This window comes from Mitsuaria sp. WAJ17 (genome assembly GCF_014174515.1).
In the GTDB taxonomy this organism is placed as follows: domain Bacteria; phylum Pseudomonadota; class Gammaproteobacteria; order Burkholderiales; family Burkholderiaceae_C; genus Roseateles_B.
In genome coordinates, this window is record NZ_JACJUG010000015.1 from 59,702 (window position 1) to 84,527 (window position 24,826).

A 24,826-nucleotide genomic window follows, 5' to 3' on the forward strand; every position below is an offset into this window, starting at 1 on the left:
CCGGCATGGGGTCTTCCAGTCTCAGGCCGCGTCAAGAGGCGTAGCCCAGCTCACTCAGCCATTGCAGGGCGTCGGCCAGGTCGGCGCAGTCCTTGCGATCGACGCGCTTGGAGGTCTCGCGTCGAAGCCCTTCCGCCATGCTGGCATGCAGGGCCGTGGGCATGGCCACGGCATAGGCACCCAGGCCGTGGGCCACGGCATCCAGGAAAAAGTCCAGCCATACCTTCAGTGTCTCGGGCGTCGCGCCCTCCCAGGCCTCGAAGAGACCCACCATGGCCCAGCGGGCCGGATGCCGTGCCCACAACAGCGCTGCGTCACGATGGAGGTGGCGCGCCGCCACCTCGTTCCAGACGCCCTCGTAGCGCACCACCAGCACGTCCCCCCGCCACTGCAGATGAAAGCTGCCGTGTTGATTCCAGTCCATGGCCTATTCAGTGAGCTGTCCCGGCAGTCAGTGTAGAGGGCAGTCGAAGCGATGCCATGCCCTGGATCAGAGCCGCCGCTCGCTGGCCCTGGCCCAGAACACCCATTCGGTGCCGACGGCGGCCTTCTCGTCTGGGAAGACCAGGCGGCCGTCGCCTGGCGCCAGCACGGCCTGGCCGTCATGGCGCCAGCCGATGCACTCGCCGGCGTTGACGGGATCGAAATTGCGCCAGACCCGGGCGAAGCGATCCTGGGGGTGAAGGCGGTCGATCACCACCAGCATCTCCAGCAGCTCGGGGGGCGAGGGCGGCAGCGCCTCGGCTTCGACGGAATCGATCATGTCCAGCAGGGCCAGCGCGCGCCGCACGGCGCGATGGGCAAAGTCCACGGCGGTCGGGTCCGCGTGCTGGCCGCATTCCAGCGTGACGCCGTAGCCGCCAGCGCGACGCATGGCCTCGGTCGTGCCGACGGCCAGCTCGATGGCGGCCGGATCCGCACCGCGCTGAGCCAGCCCGCGGGCGTAGCAGCGCATCCATCCCTCAACGATGCGAGGTGCGCCCAGCTCCCGCGCCAGCCGGGCTTCGGCCTCGGCGTGGGCAAAGGGCTCGAGGGGGCCGCTGTTGTCACGCGGGCCCAGCATGACGAAGGGCTCGCCCTCGCCCTGGAAGGAGTGCAGGTCCAGCAGCACCTCATGGGCCGCCAGCAGCGGGCTCAGCACGTTGCCGACGCGGTCCTCGTAGTTCGCCGGCTGTGCTGAGGGCATCAGACGGCGGTTGAGGTTGCGTTCGCCCTGGCGCTGCCGGCGCTGCCAGGCCAGGGGGTTGGTGACGGGCAGCACAGTCAGCTGGCCCCGGCGCAGCTCCAGCGTGCCGGCATCGAGCTCGTTCACCAGGCGATACAGGGCATGCGCGCCGCAGCTCTCGTTGCCATGCACGGCGGCGGTGATCAGCAGTCGCGGGCCTGAAACCAGCCCGAGGTATTGATGCAGGCGCAGATGGCCCAGGGGCACGGACTCGGGTGGCGGAAGGCCCATGGTGGTCGCGCTCAGGCCAGGCTGAGGCGTTCGGCGGCACCGGCCATGCGCGGCGGCAGGTCGTCCTGCTCGCGGCCAGCCAGCCAGCGGGTGAGGCGGTACAGGGTGGCAAAGCCGAAGGCCGGCGGCGCCGTGCCGGCGCCGGCAATCATCTCACCGCCGCGGCGCACGTTGTCCGCCATCCAGGCCGGCAGGCGTAGGTGGTAGGGATTGCGAGCCACCTCTCCCTCGTGGCGGGACAGGGCCTGCACCAGGCGTGCCAGGTCTTGCCTGGAGCTTTCCACCATCAGGTTGGCTCCCGACTGCGGCGCCCAGTATTCGGTCTGGGCCACCAGGCCGTTGTAGCCCGCTGCCTGCAGGGCGTCCAGCGCCAGGCGGTGCACGCCCATGTGGGTGGCGATGCCGTCGCCTTCATGGGGCAGCAGTACCAGGGCGGGTTGCTCGCGGCGCAGCAGGGCGGCGGCCTTGTCGACATGGGCTTGCCACAGCGCGGGCTGGGCGATGGGGGTGTCGGGGCGAACCTGCTCCAGGCCCCCTTCGGCCAGTTGCAGGGTCTCGAAGTCAAGCAGCTCGCAGGCCAGACGCAGCTCCTGCCAGCGCGGCTGGCGCCGGGCCAGGTTGCTCCCCAGGGTCACGGCCACGTTGCAGACGCGCCAGTGAGACTCGCGCCGCAGGCGCAGGGGCAGGGCGCCGACAATGCATTCGTCATCCGGATGGGGCGAGAAGACCAGCGCCAGCGGTGTGTGGCCCCGGCGCTTGCGGGCGGGCGAAGCCTCGTTGCAGGGCGGGAGCTGCATCAGGCGGGCCCAGTCGTTCACCCAGTCCAGCCAGGCGGCGAGCTCGCGGGCTCGATCAGCCTCGGTGGCGGGTAGACGGCCTTGGCGGGCATCTTCGGCTTCAAGGGCTGGGGGGCGGGAAGGGGACATCGGCAAAACAGCTGCAGCAGGCCAGCCAATGGTAGGGCATTGTCGGCCGCCGCATGGCGCAGCGCGGGGCAATCCCAGCAAACTCAGGGATTGCCCTGCTCCGTCAGCGGCATGCCGGTGGGGCGCCCGCCACGTTCGGGCCAGGTCGCCAGCAGCACGCCGCTGAGGGCCAGTCCATAGGCCAGGGCCTGCGTGAGCTGCAGCTGCTCCTCCAGGAAGACCCAGCCCACCAGGGCCGTCGCCACCGGCAGGAAGACCATGAACACCCCGGCCTGCGAGGCCGGCACCGCCCGCAGTCCGCGCATCCACAGCACCACGGTGATCATGCTGGCTGCGGCCGCGTAGAAGACCAGCAAGGCCCAGTGCGGCGCAGGCACGGCGCCGAAGTCAAAGGACAGCGCCTGCCACAGGCCCAGGGGCGTGACCAGCGCCAATCCCCAGAGGTTGATCAGCGCGCTGATGCGACGCGGGGCCAGGTCTTGCGTCAGGCGCTTGCCGATGACCACATAGGTCCCCTCGCAGAACACCGCGGCCAGCACGAGGGCGATGCCCAGGGGCGTGGACTGCGCTGCACCGCCCTGGCGCTCCAGGGCTACCAGCGCAATGCCCGCTACGCCCAGCACCAGGCCGGCCAGCACCAGCGGCCGCAGTCGTTCCTTGAGAAAGAGGGCGCTGAGCAGAGCCACCGCCGCCGGAATGCCGGACATGATCACCCCGGCCGCCATGGCCGAGCATTGCCGCAGGCCGAAGAGCAGGCAGATGGAGAACAGGAAATTCCCAATGAAGCTCTCCAGGAACAGCAGGCCCCTTGTGCGCGGGCTCAAGGGGGCCGCGCCGGCCGGCGCCTTCACCCAGCCCGCCATCATCAGCGCCGCGATGCCGAAGCGCAGCCAGGCCAGCAGGAAGACCGGAAAGCTCAGCAGCAGGATCTTGGACAGGCCCACATAGCTGCCAACCAGACTGGTGCTGGCGGCGAGGCAGAGGTAAGCGGCGATGGGCAAGGGTGGGCGGGGCATGGCCCTGATTTTGCAGGCGTCCTGGCACGTGCCGCGCGTCAGAGTCCGCGCTTGTCCGGTCTAGAATCACTGCCGGTGCCGGCGGCACTCATCAACAGGAACAGACAGTGATCCCCGGGCCATGAGCCAAGGGGCGAGGGATTCCATGAAGTACTTGAAACGGGCTGCCCGACGGACGGCCCTGGTGGCCGTGGCAGCGATGGCCGCCAACTGCCTGCTGCCGGCCTGCGCCTGGGCTGAGCGCGTGTACCAGGCCCATGACAGTGATCTGTCCAAGCGGGCTCGAACTGTTGGCGTGATGGTGTTGTCGGGCAGCCGGGCCCGCGTCCAGCAGATCGGGACTCTGCTGATCTCGAAATACAACGAGTTCCGCTTCGAGCCGAGGGACGACGACCTGCTCACGGACGCCATCTACCGGGCGGTGCAAGACGAGCTGATGATGGAGGCGCGCTATGAGGTCAGCCGCTTGCCAGTGGACCTGGCCTTTGCGCGCAACGTGCTGGGGGAGCTGTGGGATCCCAAGACGGGCGTGATGAATCCGTGGCCGGAGGCGCTGGTGACGGCGATCAAGGCGGCTCCCACCGACGCCGTGCTGCTGATCGTGGACGGCACGGTCTACAACAGTGCCAAGGAGGCAGGCTTCTTCGTCGGCCCGAACTTCGTCGCGAAGGGCAATTGGGTCGGCGGTGGAGACCCCACGGAAGCGCATCTGCGTTTCGGACTGCGAATGGCCCTGTTCGATCCCGTGGAGGGCAAACCCGTGCGCACGGGTTACGGGTCTGACCGGCCGGACTACAGCCCGGATGTCGCCACGCTGTGGCCAGCCGGCGGGGGCCGCCCCACGCAAGCGCAATGGCAGCTGATGGCCGACTACCTTGGGAGCCTGAAGTCGGTCTATCGGCGGGCGCTTCACGAGACCGGCCTGCGCCCATCTTGTGCGCTGCCGTTCTATGAGAGCAACCGCTTGGCGCAGTCCCGCGGTGAATCGCCGCCGCCGACCCTGCCCGGCACGGACCCAGCACGTTGCCAATGAGCTCCCGCTGAAAGGGCCCGCGCCGCGGGCCCGCTTTCATGCGCCGTTGATGCGCAGCCAGGTCGTCTTCAGCTCCGTGTACTTGTCGAAGGCATGCAGGCTCTTGTCGCGGCCGTTGCCGGATTGCTTGTAGCCGCCGAAGGGCACGGTCATGTCGTCCTCGTCGTACTGGTTGACGTGGACGGTGCCGGCGCGCAGGGCGCGGGCGACGCGGTGGGCGCGGTCGATGTCCTGGCTCCAGACGCTGGCCTGCAGGCCGTAGCTGGAGTCATTGGCCATGCGGACGGCCTCGGCTTCGTCGTTGAAGCGCAGCACGCTCATCACCGGGCCGAAGATCTCCTCGCGGGCGATCTTCATGCCGTTGCTGACGCCGCTGAAGATGGTGGGGGCGACGTAGAAGCCGCCCGTCTCGCTGCGGGCCTGGGTGGCACCGCACAGGGCGCGTGCGCCCTCGGACAGGCCGGACTCGATGTAGCCCATCACCGTGCGCAGCTGGCCGTCATCGACGAGCGCGCCCATCACGGTGGCGGGGTCCAAGGGGTCACCGGGCTGGTAACGCGGCGCCTGCTGGGCCAGCAGGGCCTCGAACTCGTCCGCGATGCTGGCGTGCACCATCACTCGCGAGGGCGCATTGCAGCTCTCGCCCTGGTTGAAGAACATGCTGCCGGCCACGGTGCGCGCAGCGCGGGCCAGGTCCTTGAAGTCGGGGAAGACAAGGAAGGCGCTCTTGCCGCCCAGCTCATTGAAGACGCGCTTGAGGTTGGAACGCCCGGCGTACTCCAGCATCTTGCGGCCCACCCGCGTGGAGCCGGTGAAGCCGATGGCATCGACGTCCATGTGCAGGGCCAGCGCCTCTCCGGCCTCGTGGCCGTAGCCGGGGACCACGTTGAACACGCCCTCCGGCAGGCCGGCCTCCAGCGCCAGCTCCGCCAGGCGAAGCGCCGTCAGCGGGGACTTCTCGCTGGGCTTGAGCACGACCGAGTTGCCCACCGCCAGGGCCGGGCCGAGCTTCCACGAGGCCATGATCATGGGGTAGTTCCAGGGCACGATGGCGCCGATGACGCCCATGGGCTCGCGCTGGATCAGGGCCAGGGCGTTGGGGCCGGTGGGGGCGATCTCGTCGTAGATCTTGTCCACGGCCTCGGCATACCACTGGATGCAGCGGGCCGCGGCCGGCACGTCCACACCCAGGGCGTACTGGATGGGCTTGCCCATGTCCATGGTCTCGAGCAGGGCGAGCTCGTCCCGGGCGGCGAGGATCCTGTCGGCGAATTTGAGCAGGATCTTTTTGCGCACCGCCGGTGGCTTGGCGGACCAGAGGCCGTCCTCGAAGGCCTGGCGCGCGGCCTGCACCGCGGCGTCAATGTCCTCGGCGCCGCAGCGGGCGACCTGGCCGATCACGCGGCCATCAATGGGCGAGACGCAGTCGAAGTGCTCACCGCGCACGCTGTCCACACGACGGCCCTTGATGAAGGGGCGGCCGTCAATCTGCAGGGCCTGGGCGCGCTGGTGCCAGTCAATGGTGCTCATGGGGTCATCCGTGATCGTTGGGGAGCCCTGCCGGGACGCGGGTCCCGCAGGGCCCGCAGGCTCAGAAGCTCAGAAGCTCAGAAGCTCAGCACCATGGAGGTGCCCAGCAACTGGTTGGTCTTGGTGAAGCTGCCATCCTTGGTGTTCAGGAACACAGGCAGGCTGGCGCCATCGTAGCGGTACTCGAGTTTCCAGATCGTGTTCTGGTTGAGCAGGTAGCTCAGACCCAGGCTGAGGGCGTAGCGGTTCGCGCCCTTGCCGGCGGTGTCGGGGTCGGGGTTGGCCTCGTCCCAGAAGAAGCCATTGCCGCGGCCAATGCCGTTGTGGCTGTCGTCGTAGCTGTAGCCGAAGAGGCCGCCGCCGTTCTTGCTGTTGCGCAGGTAGTCCAGTCGGCCCGTGACTTCCCAGCGCGGGATGAACTTGTAGGCCATGAGCGTGGACAGGCCGCTCCAGCTGGCGTCGCGCAGCTGGCCGTCCTCGTTGAAGATGGCGGCATGGCGCTGGCGGCCCCAGGAGAGCTGGCCCTGCCAGGTGAAGTCGCCGCGGATGAAGTAGGCGTCGATCTCCAGCATGTCCACGCGGGTGTCCTTGCCGGCCTGATCGGCGAAGCGCAGAGCGCCGCTGCCATCCAGGGCATCGGTGGCGTAGTTGTAGGCCTTGCCGTGCAGGCCGGTGAAGCCGAAGCCCTGGAACTCGCCCTTGGCGTAGTCCACCCGGTAAACGAGGGCCGGCGTCTTGTTGCCGGCGCTCTTGCGGGAGTTGTTCACATTGGCCAGGCCGGCCTTGATCATCCACTTGCCGCGGGTGATGTCGGCCACGGCGCCGGTGTAGGCAGTGGGGGCGGTGTAGTCGAACAGCAGGTTGTGGGTGATGAGCTTGTTCAGGGGCGGGGCCGTCATCTCGTAGCCCGTCCAGTCGGGGATCTGGCCGACCCACAGCCGGGTCTGCAAGTCGCCCAGGGGGATGTTGACGCTGGCCTCATGCACGATGGAGCCGCCGTTGAAGACCGACCCCGTGCCGCGGTCCGGCGCCAGGGTCAGCTTGTAGCGGGTGCCGCCGTCCATCTCCTTCTGGAAATCCAGCAGGGCCATGCCGAAGTAGCCGGCGTCGTAGGCGTAGGCGTCCTTGTTGAGGAGCTGGAAGCCGGCGGTGTTCTGGGCCTTGTTGGCGATGAAGGTGGGATCGATGAAGCCGGTGATCTTCAGGTTCTTGAGGCCCAACGCTTCCTGGGAGTCTTCCAGCGCCTCGGTCTTGACGGCGATGCGGTTGAACTCCCGCACCTGCTCGGGCGTCATGCCCCACTGGGCCTCGCTCGGCTTGGCGTTCTTGGCCTCGGCGGTCTTGAGCTTGTCCTCCAATTGGGTGACGCGCTCCTTCAGTGCGCGCAGCTCCTTGAGCAGCTCCTCGTTGCTTTGGGCCTGAACGGGCCCGCCATAGGCCAGGGCCAGGGCGGCGGCGAGGAGGGCCAGGGTGTGCTGCTTCATGGGGAGCTCCTGAGGGGTGAGGTGAGTCGTTGGATAGAATCGTTGACAGGAAGGAAATCGACGAGGGTGTGTGCCCGGCTCAGCTGCTGTCGCGCTGCGCTGCTGCCAGCTCCCGGGCCAGCCGCTGCTCGCGCCGGGCGATGGCCAGGCTGGCCGCGACGATGCCCAGTGACACCACCACGATGACCACCGTGGCCACCGCATTGATGCTGGGCGACACGCCCAGGCGCGCCCGCGAGAAGATCACCAGCGGCAGCGTGGTCGAGCCCGGGCCGGAAAGGAAGGCCGAGAGCACCACGTCGTCCAGCGACAGCGTGAAGGTCAACAGCCAGGCCGAGAGCAGGGACTGCGAGATCATGGGCAGGGTGACCAGGAAGAAGACCTGCAGCGGCCGCGCACCGAGGTCCATGGCGGCCTCTTCCAGCGAGGGGGGCAGGTCTTGCAGCCGCGCCTGGATCACGACCGTCGCGTAGGCCAGTCCCAGCAGCAGGTGGCCCAGCCAGATGGTGAGGCTGCCCCGCTCCGGAAAGCCCAGGGCCCGCTGCACCGACACCAGCATCAGCAGCAGGGACAGGCCCACGATCACCTCCGGCATCACCAGCGGTGCATTGACCATGCCGGCGAAGAGCGTGCGGCCCTTGAAGCGGCGGTACTTCACCAGCGCGAAGGCCGCGAAGCAGCCCAGCAGCACCGAAGCCGAAGCTGTAAAGAAGGCGATCTTCAGCGAGAGCCACAGTCCGGCGAGCAACTCGCGGTCCTCGCCCAATTGGCTGTACCAGCTCAGTGTGAATCCGCCCCAGACTGAGGGCACGGGCGAAGCGTTGAAGCTGTAGATCACCAGGGCCAGCAGGGGCAGGTAGAGGAAGCCGAAGCCCAGCAGCAGCCAGGTGCGGGCCACGGCGCGGCTGCTGCGTTGGCCGAAGATCGCACGGCTCATGACCTCGCCTCCTGGCTCTGCGCCTGGTATTTGTTGAAGAGAGCCAGCGGCACGATGATCAGCAGGATCACCACCACCGCCACGGCCGAGGCCATGGGCCAGTCGTTGTTGCTGAAGAACTCGTCCCAGAGCACGCGGCCTATCATCAGCGTCTGCGGGCCACCCAGCAGCTCGGGGATCACGAACTCGCCCACGCAGGGAATGAAGACCAGCATGGAGCCCGCGATGATGCCGGCCTTGGACAGCGGAACCGTGATCTTCCAGAAGGCTGTCCAGGGCGTGGCACCCAGGTCCGCCGCAGCCTCCAGCAGGCGCAGGTCCATCTTGGAGAGGTTGGCGTACAGCGGCAGCACCATGAAGGGCAGGTAGGTGTAGATCATGCCCAGCGCGAGCGAGAAGGGCGTGTTCAGCAGCATGCCCGGCGCGGGGATCCAGCCGGCTGCGGCCATGAGCTTGTCCAGCCCCAGCGCCTCGATGGCCTGCGCCACCCAACCCTTGTCCGCCAGCAGGCCCTTCCAGGCATAGACGCGCAGCAGGAAGCTGGTCCAAAAGGGCAGCATCACCAGCATCAGCAGGGCCGGCTGCAGCGTGGCCCGCGCACGTGCCATGAAGTAGGCGAAGGGATAGCCTATGAACAGGCAGCCCAGCGTGGTGATGCCGGCGTACTTGAGGCTGTTGAGGTAGGCCTTGAAATAGAGCTCGTCCTCGGTGATGAAGACGTAGTTGCTGAACTTGACGGTCAGCGTGGCCACGCCGTCGGCGTAGCGCAGCAAGTCCTTCACATGCACGGTCTCCATCTCGGAGACGCTGATCTTCAGCACGATCAGGAAGGGCAGGGCGAAGAAGGCCAGCAGCCAGGCATAGGGCAGGGCGATCACGGCGCTGCGGCCGCGCCACCAGCGGGGGCGCCAGGCGAGGAGGGGGGCGAGCGTGCTCATCAGGGTCTCATTGCGTCAGCACGACCTGGGCACTGTCCGTCCATTGCGCCCAGGCCTCGTCGTTCCAGGACAGCACTTCATCCGGGTGCCGCGCCGTATTGGCCTGCGACACCTTCAGCACCGCCCCGCTGGGCAATGCCAGGTGGTAGACGGTGTAGCTGCCGAAATAGGACATGTCGCGGACGCGGCCCCGCACGGCGTTGACATCGGTACGCGCAGGCGGCGTGCGGCCCAGCTGGATCTTCTCGGGCCGCAGCGCCACGGCCAGCTCCATGCCCTTGGAGCCGGTGATGCCGTGGCCAACGTAATGCCGGCAGTCCGCGCACTGGATCTCCAGGTGGTCGGCTTCGTCCACGACCAGCGTGCCTTCCATGAGGTTGACGTTGCCGATGAAGTCCGCCACGAAGCGGGTGGCCGGCGTCTCGTAGATCTCACCGGGCGGGCCCACCTGCAGGATGCGTCCTTCGCTCATCACGCCGATGCGAGAGGCCATGGTCATGGCCTCTTCCTGGTCGTGGGTCACCATCACGCAGGTCACGCCGACCTCCTCGATGATGTTGACCAGCTCGATCTGTGTCTCCTCGCGCAGCTTCTTGTCCAGCGCACCCAGGGGCTCGTCCAGCAGCAGCAGCTGCGGCTTCTTGGCCAGGCTGCGGGCCAGGGCCACCCGCTGCTGCTGGCCGCCCGAAAGCTGGTGCGGCTTGCGCTTGGCGTACTTGCCCAGCTGCACCAGCTTCAACATGGCCTCGACGCGCGCCTCGATCTCGGCCTTGGGGCAGCCGTCGCGGCGCAGGCCGAAAGCGATGTTGTCCCAGACGCTGAGATGCGGGAACAGCGCATAGCTCTGGAACATCATGTTGATCGGACGCTCGTAGGGCGCGAGCCCGGCCAGGTCCTGGCCGTTCAGCACGATGCGCCCGCTGGTGGGGGTCTCGAAACCGGCCAGCATGCGCAGCAGCGTGGTCTTGCCGCAGCCGGAGGAGCCGAGCAGGGCGAAGATCTCGCCCTGCGCGATGTCCAGGGACACGCGGTTGACGGCGATGGCGCCGCCTCCGAAGTCCTTGAGTACCTGGTCGATCTGCAGGTAGGGCGTCGAGGCGGCGCTGGGGCTCATCATGATGCGGGCGTGCTCCGGGGCAGCTTCAGGTTCAGATGCCGGTCTTGAACGAGGTGTACATGCGCGTCATCTGGCGCCGCACGTCGTTGTTGATGGCATCGGGCGCGGCCATGCGCTTCATGTCAGCCTCGCTGAGGAAGACCGTTGGGTTGCTGGCCACCTCGGGCTTCACGAACTTGCGCGCCTCCTTGTTCGGATTGGCGTAGAAGACCTTGTTGGTCAGACCGGCATGGATCTCGGGGCGCAGGATGAAGTTGATGAACTTGTGCGCATTGCCGGGGTGGGGCGCGTCCATGGGGATCACCATGGTGTCCATGAAGATAATGCCGCCGGTCTTGGGAATCAGGGCCTCGATCTTCTGGCCGGTCTTGCCGTCGATGGCGCGCTGGCGGGCGATGTTGATGTCACCTGACCAGCCCAGGGCCAGGCAGATGGAGCCGTTGGCCATGTCGTTGATGTAGCCCGAGGAGCTGAACAGGGTCACGTAAGGGCGGATGGCCTTGAGCAGGGCGGGCACGCCCGAGTAGTCGGACACGCTCTTGCTGTAGGCCGGCTTGCCCAGGTAGTGCAGGGCGGCGGGTACGACCTCGGTGGCGGAGTCCAGGAAGCTCACGCCGCAGCTCTTGAGCTTGGAGATGTATTCGGGTTTGAAGACCAGGTCCCAGGTGTTCTCTGGCATGGGTGTGCTGCCCAGCGCGGCCTTGACCTTGTCCACGTTGATGCCCACCGTGGTGAAGCCCCACAGCCAGTTCACCATGTACTCGTTGCCCGGGTCCAGCTTGGCCAACTGGGTCTGCACCTCGGGGTCCAGGTTCTTGTAGTTGGGGATCTGGCTCTTGTCGATCTTGCGCAGCAGGCCGCCGTCCGCCTGCAGCTTGGCCCAGTAGGAAGAGGGCACGACGACGTCGTAACCCGTCTTGCCCGCGACCAGCTTGGCATGGACGATCTCGTTGTTGTCGAAGTTGTCGTAGCGCACCTTGATGCCGGTCTCCTTTTCGAAGAGCTTGAGCGTGTCTTCGGCGATGTAGTCGGACCAGTTGTAGACGTTCAGCACCTTCTCTTCCTCCTGTGCCTGGGCTGCCGGGGCGAAGAGGGCGCCGCAGGCCACCGCCAGTGGCAGAAGGATGCCGGGCAGGGCGCGAAGCAGGGATTGCGGAAGGGACCGGGTGGGCTGCGACATGGAAGAACCTCCTGGAAAACGAACAGAACCAGTGGACGCTGCGAGAGCGCGTGTCATGAAGCGTTGGGGTCAGGTCTGAACCCCTGGGCGGAAATCGTGCGGGCCAGTCTAGGGGTCGGGCCGGCCCCCAGGCATTCGCCAAAACCCGTGCTGTGGCGCGGGCCCGGCATCACAGCCATCCCTTGGCCCTGAGTTCACTCAAGCTCAGGTCCAGGCAGCGACGGATGAGAGCCATCATCTCGTCGATCTGCTCGCGGCTCATCACCAGGGGCGGCGCGACGATCATGCGGTCCCCCACGGCGCGCATGATCAGGCCGTTGCCGAAGCAGTGCGCGCGGCACAGCATGCCCACCTCCAGCGCGGGGTCAAAGGGCTGGCCGCTGGCCTTGTCCTTGACGAGCTGGAGCGCGCCCATCATCCCGCAGGTCTGGGTCTCGCCCACCAGCGGATGGTCCGCAAGGCTGGCAAAGCCGGCGGCCAACTGCGGGCCAATGTTCTGGCGCACATGGCTGACCAGGTTGAGCTGCTGGATCAGGCGGATATTGGCCACCGCTACCGCGCAGGCCGTCGGGTGGCCGGAGTAGGTGAAGCCATGGTTGAACTCTCCGCCCTGCTCAATCAGCACTTTTGCCACTTTGTCCGACACCATCACCCCGCCCAGCGGGATGTAGCCCGAGGTGACGCCTTTGGCAAAAGTCATCAGGTCGGGCCGGGTGCCCATGGTCTCGCAGCCGAACCACTGGCCGGTGCGGCCGAAGCCGCAGATGACCTCGTCACTGACCAGCAGGATGCCGTAACGGTCGCAGATGCGCTGGATCTCTGGCCAGTAGGTGCTGGGCGGCACGATGACGCCGCCGGCGCCCTGCACGGGCTCGCCAATGAAGGCGGCCACCTTCTCGGGGCCGATCTCCAGAATCTTGGCCTCCAGCCAGCGCGCGGCGGTGAGGCCGAAGTCTTCGCGTGACTGCTCGCGCCCCAGCTCAAACCAGTGCGGCTGCTCGATGTGAACGATGCCGGGAATGGGCAGACCGCCCTGCGCATGCATGCCGCTCATGCCGCCCAGTGAGGCGCCGGCCATGGTGGAGCCGTGGTAGCCGTTCTTGCGGCCGATGATGACCTGGCGCTCAGGCTGCCCGAGGCTGGTCCAGTAGTGGCGCACCATGCGCACCACGGTGTCGTTGCCCTCGGAACCCGAGCTGGTGAAGAAGACCTTGCTGAACTGCGGCGGCGTGACCTCGGCCAGCAACTCGGCCAGTTGGATGGCCGGTGGGGTAGAGGTCTGGAAGAAGGCGTTGTAGAAGGGCAGTTCCTTCATCTGCCGGGTGGCGGCGTCGATCAGGGCCTGCTGGCCGTAGCCGACGTTGACGCACCAGAGTCCGCTCATGGCATCGAGGATCTTGTGGCCCTCGCTGTCCCAGAGGTAGATGTTCTCGGCGCGCGTGATGATGCGCGCGCCCTTGCGAGCCAGACCGGCGTGGTCGGTGAAGGGGTGCATGAAATGGGCGCTGTCGGCCTCCTGCCATTGGCGGGTGCTGCGCGCGGCGGCGTTGACGGGGGCTTGCACGGTGGTCATGGAGTGTCCTTGCTCACGGCGTGGCGTGGAATGGGGTCACGTGGATCGAGGGTCAGGTCGTGCCTGCCCGGCCGTGCGACGACCGGGCGGGGCGGCCTCAGACATGCAGCAGCAGGTGCTCGCGTTCCCAGGGAGAGATGACCTTCATGAACTCGGCGTACTCGATCTCCTTGATCTCGGAGTAGACCGTCACGAAAGACTCGCCCAGTACCGAAGCGAGGTCTGTCTCCGCACGGAGCAGGGCCAGGGCCTCGCCCAGGCTGCGAGGCAGCTGGTAGTCGCCCAGGTAGGCGTCGCCCTTGCATTCTGGCGTGGGCTCGATGCGGTTCTTGATGCCCAGGTAGCCGCAGGCCAGGGTGGCGGCCAGGGCGACGTAGGGATTGGCATCGGCGCCGATCACTCGGTTCTCGACGCGCCGCGCCGCGGGCGGCGCCACCGGCGAGCGGATGCCCACCGTCCGGTTGTCGATGCCCCACTGGATGTTGATGGGGGCCGCCGTGAAGCGGGCCAGGCGCCGGTAGCTGTTCACATAGGGCGCGAACAAGGCCATGGCGGCGGGGATGTAGCGCTGCAGGCCGCCGATGTACCAGTAGAACTCCTGGCTGGGGCTGCCATCCTCGTTGCTGAAGAGGTTGCGCCCCGTGGCCTTGTTGATCACGCTCTGGTGCACATGCATGGCGCTGCCGGGCTCGCCGGCAATGGGCTTGGCCATGAAGGTGGCGAACATGTCGTGGCGCAGCGCGGCCTCACGCACCGTGCGCTTGAAGAAGAAGACCTCGTCCGCCAGGCCCAGCGGGTGGGCGTGAAAGAAGTTGATCTCCATCTGCCCGGCGCCGATCTCGTGGATCAGGGTGTCCACGTTGAGCTCCATCTTTTCGCAGTAGTCGTAGACGTCCTCAAAGAGTGGGTCGAACTCGTTCACCGCGTCGATGGAGTAGGCCTGGCGCGAGGTCTCGGCGCGGCCGCTGCGACCCACAGGAGGCTTGAGGGGCACGTCCGGGTCGGTATTGCGGGCCACGAGGTAGAACTCCAGTTCTGGCGCCACCACCGGGTCCCAGCCCTCGGCCGCGAACAGGTCGCAGACCCGGCGCAGCACCGAGCGGGGGGCGAATGGCACGAGCTTGCCGTCGCGGTCGAAACAGTCGTGGATGATCTGGGCCGTCGGGTCCACGGCCCAGGGGACCAGGCGCACCGTGCTCGGGTCGGCCCGCAGGTGCATGTCCATGTCATTGGGGCTGATGACGTCGTAGTAGGGCCCCTCTTCAGGGAACTCGCCGGTGACGCCCATGGCCACCACGGCTTCGGGCAGGCGCATGCCGCGGTCCTCGGTGAACTTCTCGCGCGGGAGGATCTTGCCGCGTGCCACACCGGTGAGGTCGGGCACGAGGCATTCCACCTCGGTGACGCGATGCTCACGGAACCATTGCTCGAGCTCGCTGAATGTGATTTCTTGTCTGACCACCATCGTTGCCTCATCTTCTGGTCTTGGCCCCGGGTCATACCCACCGGGGCTTCGGATTGCTAGAACTCGGTCGGGGGTCAGCGGCGCTAGGTTTCCGGGTCGCGCTTGAAGTCGTGCCGGGGTTCGCGGATGTCGTTGCGGTAGTCGCGGAAGGCCGCGCAGGCCTGGCCGAAAGCCCTCAGCATCTTCATCGAAACCGGGTTGCTGGCCGCCTGCCATTCAGGGTGCCATTGCAGGCACAGGGAGAAACCGCGGCTGGCCTCGACGCTGAAGGCCTCGACCAGCCCGTCCGGCGCCACGGCCTCGACACGCAGGCCTGGCGCCAGCGTCTTCACGCCCTGGCCATGCAGGGAGTTCACGCGGAAGTGCTCGTGGCCCAGCAGGAACTCCAACACGCCGCCGGGCATCACATGCACCTCGTGCTGCTCGGCATAGGCGATCTCGGGCGGCTGGCCCTCTGGGGCGCGATGATCGTGCAGGCCTGCCTGTTCCTGCACGGCCTGGTGCAGCGAGCCACCCAAGGCCACATTGGCCTCCTGGAAGCCACGGCAGATGGCGAACAGCGGCATGCCCAGCCGCAGGGCCCTGGGGATCAGGGGCAGGGTCCAGGCATCGCGATCCGGGTCCAGGGGCAGGGCGGGGTTGTGGACGTCCTCGTCGAAATGGCTGGGATGCACATTGGAGGGCGAGCCCGTCAGCAGCACGCCATGGGCGATGGCCAGCAACTCGTCGATCTCCTGCGGGCTGGCCGAGGGCACCACCAGAGGCAGGCAGCCCGCCAGGCGCACCGCGTCCACGTACTTTTTGCCAACGATGTGGAAGGGGTGCTCTCCCACCTGGCGATTGCAGGCGGGGACCAGCACGATAGGTGTGCCGGCCGGGCCGGCAGAGGAAGGCACGTGGTGGTGCATCACAGCAAGTCCCTCAGTCGGTAGTACGCCATGCCCAGCACCAGGGCTGGCGTACGCATCAGTGTGCCACCGGGAAAGGACCGGTGGCGCAACTTCCCAAAGCAATCGAAGCGGCTGGAATCCCCATGCATGGCCTCGGCCACCACCTTGCCGGCCAGGCCGGTCAGTGCGAGGCCGTGGCCGGAAAAGCCCTGGAGGTAATACACGTTTCGATGATCGGCCAGACGCCCGAAGTCAGGCGCGCGGTTCATGCTGATGTCCACGAAGCCACCCCAAGCATGGCTCATGCCAACATCAGCCAGTTGGGGGAAGGTGTGCAGCAGGCGCCCGCGCATGCTCTGCATGAGGTCGCGCGGCGTGACCATGCTGTAGCTGACCCGCCCGCCGTAGAGCAGGCGATGGTCGGCCGTGGGGCGGAAGTAGTCCAGCACGAAGTTGGTGTCGCAGACCGCGCTGCGGCTGGGGATCAGGGCCTGCAGGCGCACCGGGTCCAGGGGCTCGGTGCAGACGATGTAGGTGCCGACCGGCATGATGCGGTCCGCGAGTGCCGGTGCGAGCGCAGGCGCCAGGGCCTGCAGGTAGGCATTGCCCGCCAGCAGCACCTGCCTGGCGCGCACGCTGCCTGTGCTGGTGCGCAGCCGCTGGCTGCCGTCGGCCTGCGCCTCCATGCGGTGCACGGCGCTGTGCTCATGCAGGACCGCCCCGGCGGCCCGCGCCGCGCGAGCCAGGCCCAGGCAGTACTTCAGCGGATGCAGGTGGCCCGAGCGCGGGTCATGGATGCCGGCATGGAAGCGCGGGCTGGCGATCCAGTCCTGGATTTGCTCGGGCGCGATCCAGGTGAGCGGATAGCGGTAGTCCCGCTCGATGCGATCGGCCCAGGCGCGCAGCTCCACCGTCTTGGAGGCTTTGGTGCTGAGGCCCAGGAATCCTGCTTGCCATTCGGCCTCGATGCCGTGGCGCTGGCAGCGCTGCTGGATCAGGTCCAGGGCCTCCACGCTCATGTCCCAAAGGCGGCGGGCGTCGGCCAGGCCCAGTTGGACTTCGAGGGTCGTGTTGTCGCAGGCCAGGCCGTGGATGGCCTGACCGCCGTTGCGTCCCGAGGCACCGCCGCCGACCTGGCCCGCCTCCAGCAGGCGCACATCCATGCCGCGCTCGGCCAGCTCCAGTGCGGCAGAGAGGCCGGCCAGGCCTCCGCCGACGATGGCGACGTCCGCCGCCACGTCTTCATGCAGGGGCGGGTAGGCCTCCTGGCGCGGCGCGGTGGCGGCGTAGTAGGAGTCCCGGGCGAGGTCCTGGTCGATCCGGAGCAGGCGCATGCAGCAGTGATCAGGTGAGGCCAGGGCCTCAGGCCACCCGACGCAGGGCGGTGCGGATGGTATCGATCAGGCGATCGATCTGCGACGACTCGATGATCAGCGGCGGCGACAGCGCGATGGTGTCCCCCGTGGTGCGGATCAGCACGCCCTGCTCCCAGCAGTCCAGGAAGACGTTGAAGGCCCGCTTGGCCGGCTCGCCGGGCAAGGGCGCCAGCTCGATGCCGCCCACCAGCCCCATGTTGCGGATGTCGATCACATGAGGCTCGCCCTTCAGCGAGTGCAGGGCCTCAGCAAACTGCGACTGCATCGCGCTGGCGCGGGTCAGCAGGCCCTCCTCGGCATAGGTCTTGAGCGTGCCCAGGGCTGCCGCGCAGGCCAGCGGGTGGGCCGAGTAGGTGTAGCCGTGGAAGAACTCGATGAGGTGTTCGGGTCCGCTCATGAAGGTGTCGTAGATCTTCTGCTGGGCGAAGACGGCGCCCATGGGCACACAGCCGTTGGTGAGGCCCTTGGCCACGGTCATCAGGTCTGGCGTGACGCCGAAGGTCTGGGCTCCAAACGGGTTGCCGGTGCGGCCGAAGCCGGTGATGACCTCATCGAAGATCAGCAGGATGCCGTGCTTGTCGCAGATTTCGCGCAGGCGCTGCAGATAGCCTTGAGGCGGGATCAGCACCCCTGTGGAGCCGGCGATGGGCTCGACGATCACGGCGGCGATGGTCGAAGCGTCATGCAGGGCGACGAGGCGTTCGAGATCGTCCGCCAGCTCGGCGCCGTGGGCCGGCTGGCCCATCGAGTAGGCATTGCGGGCGGGGTCATGCGTGTGGCGGATGTGATCCACGCCGCCCAGCATGGTGCCGAACATCTTGCGGTTGGCCACCATGCCGCCCACGGAGATGCCGCCAAAATTGACACCGTGGTAGCCGCGCTCCCGCCCGATCAGCCGGGTGCGCGAGCCCTCGCCGCGCACGCGGTGGTAGGCAATGGCCATCTTCAGCGCCGTGTCCACGGACTCCGAGCCGGAGTTGGTGAAGAAGACCTTGTTGAGACCCGCGGGTGTCAGCTGCACCAGTTGTTCGGCCAGCTCGAAGGCCTTGGGGTGGGCCATCTGGAAGGGCGGGGCGAAGTCCAGTTCGGCGGCCTGCGCCTGGATGGCCTGGACGATGTGTGGCCTGTTGTGGCCGGCGTTGACGCACCAGAGGCCGGCAATGCCGTCCAGCACCTGGCGGTCGCGGTCGTCGCGGAAGTACATGCCGTCGGCACCGGTCAGCAGGCGTGGCGCCTTCTTGAACTGCCGGTTGGCGGTGAAGGGCATCCAGTAGGCGTCCAGCGCGGCGGGATTGAGGGGCATGAAAGGGCTCCGGGTGATCGAATCCGCCGCGTTTCAGGAGGGTCCAGGCGCAGCAGGCAATTCACCCAGTCTAGGCATTCCCTCACGCAATAGGCTTGCGGATGCGCGCAGGGCAAACCCTTGGATTTGCAATTTCATGCGATAGGATGGCCTCCAATTCGCATTGGATTCGAATGATGAGCTCTGAAGTGCAATTGGATTCGATCGATCGCGCCATTCTGAATGAGCTGCAGACGGACGGCCGCCTGTCCAACCAGGACCTGGCGCAGCGGGTGCACCTGTCGCCCTCGGCGTGCCTGCGGCGGGTCAAGCGTCTGGAGGACAGTGGGGTGATCGCCCAGTACGTGGCGCTGGTGAACCCAAAAGCCGTGGGCAAGCAGGGCACCAGCTACACCATCATCAATCTGGAGCGCATGACCACCGCAGCCCTGGCCGCCTTCGAGCAGGCCGTGCTGGACAGTCCGGACGTCCTGGACTGCTTCTATGTGGCAGGCACGAACGACTACGTGATCCGCTTCGCCTACAAGGACGCCGAGGACCTGGAGCGCTTCCACACCCATGTGCTGATGCAACTGCCCGAGGTCGCCAGGTCCAACAGCATGCTGGTGCTGCGAACCATCAAGAAGACGACGGCATATGCGTTATGAGCCCCCTACGGCCTGCGCTGATCGGACTCTTTGCAGACTTCGACGGTTGGGGCGCATGGAAAAGCAAAACGGACCGCAAGGGTCCGTTCAGGCAGGGCAGACGGGCATTGGGCCCGCCTTGACTTCAGAGACAGGGCGATCAGGCCGCCAGGAGTGCGATGACGGAGCTCAGGCCGAAGAAGGCCAGCATCGCGACGATCATCACTTCCTCGACCTTGCCGGCCGAGACGGGTTCGAAAGACAGATTGCCGCCGGCGTCCAGGGCAGTCGGGCCGGCGACGAAAGACGTGGTCACCGGGGGAAGGAACTTCTTGAATGCAAACATGGAGCTTCTCATCGTGTCTGTTGGACGGTGGGGTGAGAAGACCTCGTGAGTAGCCCTACAGCTGCCACTCTCACCAGTCGGATGGGCACGTCCACATGCGACACCCGCCTGGCGTGTCGGCACCGGGATCAGTCCGGCGCCTTAGGCCTTGTGATGCCCTCCAGGGCGTCACAGGAAGAAGTATCGCAGAGATCCGTGAAAACCCTATGACAATGTTTCGGGTTAACCCGAACTTTTTTGCATGGATTGATGTCGGGTTGTCAGAGGCGTGACTATTTGAAACAGAGAAGTTCAGTAAACGAACTTCAGGGTTTCAGACGCGCTCTCGCCTCAGGGTCGCCAGCATGGGCAGCATTTGCACGCCCAGCATGCTGACAAGGATCAGGCCGCAGCCCACCAGGCCAGCCGCACTGAGGCGGTCGCCCATCAGCAGGTAGCCGAAGGCGGCCGAGAACACCGTTTCCGAGGACAGGATGATGGCCGCGTCTGCCGCGTGCGAATAGCGCTGGGCCACCACCTGGGCGGTGAAGGCTACGCCCACCGACATCACGCCGGTGTAGAGAATGGCGCCCGCGGCCTCGCGCAGGCCGGTCCAGCTCCAGGGCTCGAAGGCCAGGGCATAGGCCAGCGCAGCCAGGCCCACAAGGAAGAACTGGCCGCAGGCCACCGAGAAGGGCGCGTTCATGCGGTCCGCCACCCGGCCCACCATCAGCACGTGCACGGCCCAGGGCAGTGAGGAGGCGATCACCCAGGCATCGCCCAGACCGATCTTCAGCTCATGGGCGCCGGATAGGAGGAAGGCGCCCACCAAGCAGGCCAGGCCACCTGGCCAAACCGACCAGTGCGGCACATGGCGCAGCAGCAGCCAGCCCAGCACCGGCACCAGGGGCACATACAGCGCAGTCAGGAAGCCGGCATTGGTGACCGTGGTGCTGACGATGCCGATCTGCTGCATGGCCGCGCCCAGCAGCAGCAGCGAGGCCAGCGCCGCGATCTTGTGCCAGTCCCGGCGCTGCAGGGCAGCGCCCTGGGCGCTCAGCTGGCGCTGCTCCCGCCAGGCCAGCGGCAGCACCACCAGCGAGCCCACCAGGAAGCGCACGCCGGTGAACATCATCGGCCCAATATGCGCCATGCCCTGGCTCTGGGCCACGAAGGCCGAACCCCAGATCAGGGCGATGACGGTCAACAGCAGATTGGCTTGGATGCGGGTCACGGCGGCGGCGCTTCAGGAGCGGTCTGGGGAGCCGCGCATCATAGCGAGGCGCCTGGGCTCAGCTTCGCAGATAGTCCAGTTCCGCTTCGCTGAAGCCGGCGGCGCTGCGGGCCTCGAAATTGAAAGGCGGACGCAGCCGGGGTGCCTGGTAGCGCTCGACCAGGGCCGGGTAGCAGGCGATCGGGTCCATGCCGCGTGCCAGGCACAGGTGGCGGTACCAGCGGTTGCCGATCTCCACGTGGCCGATCTCGTCGCGCAGGATGATGTCCAGGATGGCCACGGCGCGTTCGTCCCCGGCCTTGCGGAATTTGGCCTGCAGGGGTGGCGTGGCATCCAGGCCGCGGGCCTCCAGGGTGCGCGGCACAAGGGCCATGCGGGCGAGCACGTCGTCCTTCGTGCGCTCGGCCATGGTCCAGAGGCCGTCGTGGGCGTCGAAGTCGCCATAGTGGTGGTCCAGGGTCTGCAGATGCTCATGCAGCAGGCTGAAGTGCAGGGCTTCCTCGGCCGCCACCTGCAGCCAGTCGGCGTAGAACTCGCGCGGCATGCCGGGGAAGCGCCAGACGGCGTCCAGCCCCAGGTTGATGGCGTTGAATTCGATATGGCAGATCGCATGGATCAGCGCGGCCCGGCCCTCGACCGTGAAGGGCGAGCGGCTGGGCACTTGCAGCGCTTCCTTCAGTGCCGGACGGGCGGGGCGGCCGGGCAGGGGCAGGGTGGGAAGCAGGCGGGACTCGGTGTCCAGCGCGGCGCCGGCCAGGAAATCGGCCCGGAGTTGTGTGGCCGCGGCAGCCTTGAGTGCCGGATCGGGCTCGGCCAGCACAGCGAGTGCCCTCATGCGTGTTTCCATCCTTAAAATTATCGCTTTGCCGTCGGGCCCTGGCCTGACGCCTGACAAAGCGAGAACGGACGGCACCCGCAGTGGGCCCCCGGACAAGGAGTGCCTCGATGGCGATCTATCAGCTGGGCGAGCATGTGCCCGAAGTGGCCGACACGGCCTGGGTGGCCGACAGCGCCGAGGTCATCGGGCGAGTCAGCCTGGCCGAGGACGTGAGCATCTGGTTCCAGGCCGTGCTGCGCGGAGACAGCGACACTCTCACCATCGGCCGCGGCAGCAATATCCAGGATGGCTCGGTTCTGCACGCCGATACCGGCTTTCCCCTGGTGCTGGGTGAGAACGTCACCGTGGGTCACCAGGTCATGCTGCACGGCTGCACGGTGGGGGACAACTCCCTGATCGGCATCGGCGCGGTGGTGCTCAATGGTGCGCGCATCGGGAAGAACTGCCTGGTTGGCGCCGGCTCCCTGGTGACCGAAGGCAAGGAATTCCCGGACGGCAGCCTGATCATGGGCCGCCCTGCCGTGGTGGTGAAGGAGCTCCGCCCGGAACAGGTCGCCGGGCTGGCCGCCAGTGCGCGGCATTACGTGGGCAATGGGCAGCGCTATGCCAAGGAGCTCAAGCGCCTGCGCTGAGCGTCGGCCCGGGGGTGCTTGCTTTGAGCGTGGCGGGCCCCATATGCATCGTTGCCGCGGGGCTCAAGCGCCGCGGTTGTCCCGACGCTGCGGCGCCGGGACTTTGTTTTTCCGAAACCTGCAAGGACGTCCCCGGCCCCTCACGAAGGGGCTGGAGGGGCTCAAGACCATGAGTGAACTGCATAAATTTCTGTTCGAAGGCCTGCCCGTGCGCGGCATGCTGGTGCGACTGACCCACAGCTGGAAGGAGCTGTTGGCCCGCCGCCCCGGCGACAAAGCCTTCCCGCCGGCGGTGCGCAGCCTGCTGGGCCAGATGTCGGCGGCAGGCGTGCTGATGCAGTCCAACATCAAGTTCAACGGCGCCCTGGTGCTGCAGGTGATGGGCGACGGCCCGGTCAAGCTGGCCGTGGTGGAGGTCCAGCATGACCTGAGCTACCGGTCCACGGCCAAGGTGATCGGCGAGGTGGCGGATGACGCGCCGCTGGAGATGATGGTCAACGTGCTGGGCCAGGGCCGATGCGCCATCACGCTGGACCCCAAGGACAAGATGCCCGGCATGCAGCCCTACCAGGGCGTGGTGCCCCTGCATGGCGACCGGCGCGAGCCGCTGCACCGGATCTCCGAGGCCCTGGAGCACTACATGCTGCAGTCAGAGCAGCTGGACACCCGCCTCATCCTCGCCGCGAACGACGAGATGGCGGCCGGCCTGCTGATCCAGCGCATGCCCGTCGAGGGTGAGGCCAATCTGCAGGGGCAGCCGGGCCGCGGCGAGATGATCGGCGACCATGAGGACTTCAACCGCATCGCCATGCTGGCCGCCACGCTGACCAGCGAGGAGCTGTTGAGCCTGGATGCCGAGACCATCCTGCGCCGCCTGTTCTGGGAGGAGGACATGCGCCGCTTCGAGCCCCTGCGTCCGCGTTTTGCCTGCACCTGCTCGCGCGAGCGCGTGGGCCAGATGCTGGCCGGCCTGGGCCGTGAGGAGGTGGAAGGCGTGGTTGCGGAGCGCGGCGAGGTCGAGGTCGACTGCGAGTTCTGCGGCGCGCAGTACCGGTTCGATGCGGTGGACGTGGGCGGCCTGTTCGCGGCCCCCAGTGCGGGTGGCAGCCAGACCCTGCAGTGAGCACGTCGTCACCATGAAAAAGGCCCGTCATCGACGGGCCTTTTGCCGTGCGTGGCGCTATCTTCAGCGCGCCTGTACACGGTCGCGCGGGGCCGGCTTGAGGCCAGGATGGGCTTGCAGGTAATTCACCAGGGCCTCGTGGTCCACAACACTGCGCTGCAGGATCTTCCCTTGCGCGAAGGCCGGGAACCCGTCGCCGCCGGCGGCCAGGAACATGTTCAACCCGACCTTGTAGCTGGCCTCCATGCGCAAGGGCTGGCCGCGCAGTTGCAGACTGCCTGGCAGGACCCGGTCGCCAACGGGCCGGGTGGCGTCATAGGCGTAGCGCAAGCCTTCGGAAAGCTGCAGCGGGCGGAACTTGGGCTGGCCGATCCATTGCTGCTCCAGCGCCTCCTTCAGCTGCGCACCGGTCAGCTGCATCACGACCAGATTGTTGTTGAAGGGTTGGGTGGTGTAGACCTGCCCGAAGCTGACCGAACCGTCGCCGCTGAACAGCAGGCTGGAACGCACGCCGCCGATATTGGTGATGGCAAAGTCCGCGCCGCCGTCCTCGGGTGCTCGCGTGGCGGACCAGTGCGCATCGGCCACGAGCTGGCCCATGGTGGTGGCGCCGGCGGCATCCTCCTCGCGGGTGAAACTGGCGCCGATGCGACCCACGGGCCGGTCGATGATGGCGGTGGCCTTGGACTCGTAGCCGGCGATCAGCGCAGTCTGCGTGGCGTCACGGGCGAACTGGTCGTGCCGGACGATGCGGTTCTCGGCCGAGGTGCCGACGATGTCGCGGGTCTTGCGGTCCAACTGCACGTCGATGGCCGTGACGATGGTGCCGTATTTGTCGCCGCTGGTGACCAGGCGGCCGGCGATGCGGCAGTTGTAGGCGCGGTGTGTATGCCCGCTGACCACCAGGTCCACCGCCGGGTCCAGCTGCTTGACGATGTTCACGATGGGGCCGGAGATGCCCGGGCATTCGTTGTAGTCCCCGGCGGGGAAGCCTCCTTCGTGAATCAGCACCACGATGGCCTCCACGCCCTGGGCGCGCAACTGGGGCACCAGGCGGTTGACGGTTTCGGCCTCGTCGTCAAAGCGCAGGCCTTTGACGCTGCTGGGCACCACGATGCCCGGCGTGCCCTTGAGCGTCAGGCCGATGAAGGCCACGGGAATGCCGTCGAAATGGCGGATGGCATAGGCGGGGAAGATGGGCTTGCCGGTGGCTGTCGCGATGGTGCTGGCCGCAAGGTACTGGAAGGCCGCACCCTTGAATGGCGTCGGACCCTGACAGCCCTTTTCGGGATGGCAGCCGCCATGCTGGCGGCGCTGCAACTCGTCCAGGCCGGCGTCGAACTCATGGTTGCCCACGCTGCTGAGGGCCAGCCCCATGGCGGACAGGGATTCGATGGCAGGCTCGTCGTTGAAGAGGGCGGACAGCAGTGGGGAGCCCCCCACCAGGTCGCCCGCGGCCACGAAGACGTGGTTGGCGTGCCCGGCCCGGGCCTGGGTCACCGCGGTCGCGAGGTATTCCGAACCGCCCGCATCGACGTCGATGAAGGCGTCCGGCTGCTTCGGGTCCCGGATGCGGATACCGCCTGCCGGCGGCTTCAGGTTGCCGTGGAAATCATTGATGGCCAGGATGCGCAGCGGCACGAGATCGGAGGCAGGCGTGCTGGCCTTGGCGGCCGGTGATTGCTGGGGCGCTGTGCTGCAGGCAGCCAGGACCAGGGCGACCAGGGCAGCGGCCAGGGTGGGGCGCCAGGACAGGCACAGGGATGCGGGACGGGATCCTTGCAGGGCAGCTGGGGCAATCATGGAACTTCGCGGACGCTCAGG

Annotated in this window: 23 protein-coding genes; 4 read left to right on the top strand and 19 right to left on the bottom strand. The window is 67.1% G+C overall.

The window, feature by feature from the left end; all coding sequences use genetic code 11:
* Window positions 1–31: 31 nt before the first annotated feature.
* The 4 genes from H5407_RS13740 to H5407_RS13755 form a co-directional block, all read right to left on the bottom strand.
* Window positions 32–424: a hypothetical protein gene (locus tag H5407_RS13740; RefSeq protein WP_183105021.1), complete on the bottom strand. Its 393-nt coding sequence runs from the start codon at window positions 422–424 to the stop codon at window positions 32–34.
* 66 nt (window positions 425–490) lie between these two features.
* Window positions 491–1,456 (bottom strand): succinylglutamate desuccinylase/aspartoacylase family protein, encoded by a 966-nt coding sequence (locus H5407_RS13745; protein WP_183105022.1) that lies wholly within the window; start codon window positions 1,454–1,456, stop codon window positions 491–493.
* An 11-nt stretch (window positions 1,457–1,467) separates the two neighbouring features.
* On the bottom strand, window positions 1,468–2,382 hold the full coding sequence (locus H5407_RS13750; protein ID WP_183105023.1) for a PIG-L deacetylase family protein: 915 nt from the start codon (window positions 2,380–2,382) through the stop codon (window positions 1,468–1,470).
* Between the two features lie 83 nt (window positions 2,383–2,465).
* The gene (locus H5407_RS13755; protein WP_183105024.1) at window positions 2,466–3,398 is read right to left on the bottom strand and encodes a DMT family transporter; all 933 of its coding nucleotides are present in this window, start codon (window positions 3,396–3,398) and stop codon (window positions 2,466–2,468) included.
* 145 nt (window positions 3,399–3,543) lie between these two features.
* Here H5407_RS13755 and H5407_RS13760 point away from each other — a divergent pair, with 145 nt between their 5' ends.
* Window positions 3,544–4,431 carry a hypothetical protein gene (locus tag H5407_RS13760; protein WP_183105025.1) on the top strand — a complete coding sequence of 296 codons (888 nt, stop codon included), beginning with the start codon at window positions 3,544–3,546 and terminating at the stop codon, window positions 4,429–4,431.
* A 36-nt stretch (window positions 4,432–4,467) separates the two neighbouring features.
* On the opposite strand, the gene H5407_RS13765 is transcribed toward H5407_RS13760, so the two are convergent.
* From H5407_RS13765 to H5407_RS13815, 11 genes are all read right to left on the bottom strand, one after another.
* Entirely contained in the window at window positions 4,468–5,961 is a 1,494-nt protein-coding gene (locus H5407_RS13765; protein WP_183105026.1) for an aldehyde dehydrogenase, read from the bottom strand.
* Between the two features lie 77 nt (window positions 5,962–6,038).
* Entirely contained in the window at window positions 6,039–7,445 is a 1,407-nt protein-coding gene (locus H5407_RS13770; RefSeq protein ID WP_183105027.1) for a DUF3138 family protein, read from the bottom strand.
* Between the two features lie 79 nt (window positions 7,446–7,524).
* A complete protein-coding gene (locus H5407_RS13775) occupies window positions 7,525–8,382 on the bottom strand; it encodes an ABC transporter permease subunit (protein WP_183105028.1) in 858 nt (285 codons plus the stop codon).
* Complete coding sequence (locus H5407_RS13780) at window positions 8,379–9,320, bottom strand: ABC transporter permease subunit (RefSeq protein WP_183105029.1); 942 nt, start codon at window positions 9,318–9,320, stop codon at window positions 8,379–8,381. Before H5407_RS13780 ends, H5407_RS13775 begins: the two co-directional genes overlap by 4 nt.
* 7 nt (window positions 9,321–9,327) lie before the next feature.
* Complete coding sequence (locus H5407_RS13785) at window positions 9,328–10,437, bottom strand: ABC transporter ATP-binding protein (protein WP_183105030.1); 1,110 nt, start codon at window positions 10,435–10,437, stop codon at window positions 9,328–9,330.
* Between the two features lie 31 nt (window positions 10,438–10,468).
* Complete coding sequence (locus H5407_RS13790; protein WP_183105031.1) at window positions 10,469–11,617, bottom strand: polyamine ABC transporter substrate-binding protein; 1,149 nt, start codon at window positions 11,615–11,617, stop codon at window positions 10,469–10,471.
* 169 nt (window positions 11,618–11,786) lie between these two features.
* Entirely contained in the window at window positions 11,787–13,190 is a 1,404-nt protein-coding gene (locus H5407_RS13795; protein WP_183105032.1) for an aspartate aminotransferase family protein, read from the bottom strand.
* A 97-nt stretch (window positions 13,191–13,287) separates the two neighbouring features.
* Window positions 13,288–14,655 (bottom strand): glutamine synthetase family protein, encoded by a 1,368-nt coding sequence (locus tag H5407_RS13800; protein WP_183105033.1) that lies wholly within the window; start codon window positions 14,653–14,655, stop codon window positions 13,288–13,290.
* Between the two features lie 83 nt (window positions 14,656–14,738).
* On the bottom strand, window positions 14,739–15,551 hold the full coding sequence (locus tag H5407_RS13805) for a gamma-glutamyl-gamma-aminobutyrate hydrolase family protein (protein ID WP_310737649.1): 813 nt from the start codon (window positions 15,549–15,551) through the stop codon (window positions 14,739–14,741).
* Between the two features lie 11 nt (window positions 15,552–15,562).
* Window positions 15,563–16,879, bottom strand: coding sequence for an FAD-binding oxidoreductase (locus tag H5407_RS13810; protein WP_183105035.1), 1,317 nt, complete (start codon window positions 16,877–16,879; stop codon window positions 15,563–15,565).
* 28 nt (window positions 16,880–16,907) lie between these two features.
* Window positions 16,908–18,224 (bottom strand): aspartate aminotransferase family protein, encoded by a 1,317-nt coding sequence (locus tag H5407_RS13815; RefSeq protein WP_183105036.1) that lies wholly within the window; start codon window positions 18,222–18,224, stop codon window positions 16,908–16,910.
* Between the two features lie 188 nt (window positions 18,225–18,412).
* On the opposite strand from H5407_RS13815, the gene H5407_RS13820 reads away from it, so the two are divergent.
* Entirely contained in the window at window positions 18,413–18,871 is a 459-nt protein-coding gene (locus H5407_RS13820; RefSeq protein ID WP_310737650.1) for an Lrp/AsnC family transcriptional regulator, read from the top strand.
* 139 nt (window positions 18,872–19,010) lie between these two features.
* Here the strand turns inward: H5407_RS13820 and H5407_RS13825 are convergent, their stop codons facing one another.
* The 3 genes from H5407_RS13825 to H5407_RS13835 form a co-directional block, all read right to left on the bottom strand.
* Window positions 19,011–19,196 carry a hypothetical protein gene (locus H5407_RS13825; protein WP_183105038.1) on the bottom strand — a complete coding sequence of 62 codons (186 nt, stop codon included), beginning with the start codon at window positions 19,194–19,196 and terminating at the stop codon, window positions 19,011–19,013.
* Window positions 19,197–19,509: 313 nt separating this feature from the next.
* On the bottom strand, window positions 19,510–20,409 hold the full coding sequence (locus H5407_RS13830) for a DMT family transporter (protein ID WP_183105039.1): 900 nt from the start codon (window positions 20,407–20,409) through the stop codon (window positions 19,510–19,512).
* Window positions 20,410–20,467: 58 nt separating this feature from the next.
* The gene (locus tag H5407_RS13835; RefSeq protein WP_255501241.1) at window positions 20,468–21,244 is read right to left on the bottom strand and encodes a ferritin-like domain-containing protein; all 777 of its coding nucleotides are present in this window, start codon (window positions 21,242–21,244) and stop codon (window positions 20,468–20,470) included.
* A 110-nt stretch (window positions 21,245–21,354) separates the two neighbouring features.
* On the opposite strand from H5407_RS13835, the gene H5407_RS13840 reads away from it, so the two are divergent.
* Entirely contained in the window at window positions 21,355–21,879 is a 525-nt protein-coding gene (locus H5407_RS13840; RefSeq protein WP_183105041.1) for a gamma carbonic anhydrase family protein, read from the top strand.
* A gap of 169 nt (window positions 21,880–22,048) precedes the next feature.
* Window positions 22,049–23,002, top strand: coding sequence for an Hsp33 family molecular chaperone HslO (locus tag H5407_RS13845; protein WP_183105042.1), 954 nt, complete (start codon window positions 22,049–22,051; stop codon window positions 23,000–23,002).
* Window positions 23,003–23,065: 63 nt separating this feature from the next.
* Here the strand turns inward: H5407_RS13845 and H5407_RS13850 are convergent, their stop codons facing one another.
* Window positions 23,066–24,805 carry a bifunctional UDP-sugar hydrolase/5'-nucleotidase gene (locus H5407_RS13850; RefSeq protein WP_183105043.1) on the bottom strand — a complete coding sequence of 580 codons (1,740 nt, stop codon included), beginning with the start codon at window positions 24,803–24,805 and terminating at the stop codon, window positions 23,066–23,068.
* Window positions 24,806–24,826 lie beyond the last annotated feature (21 nt).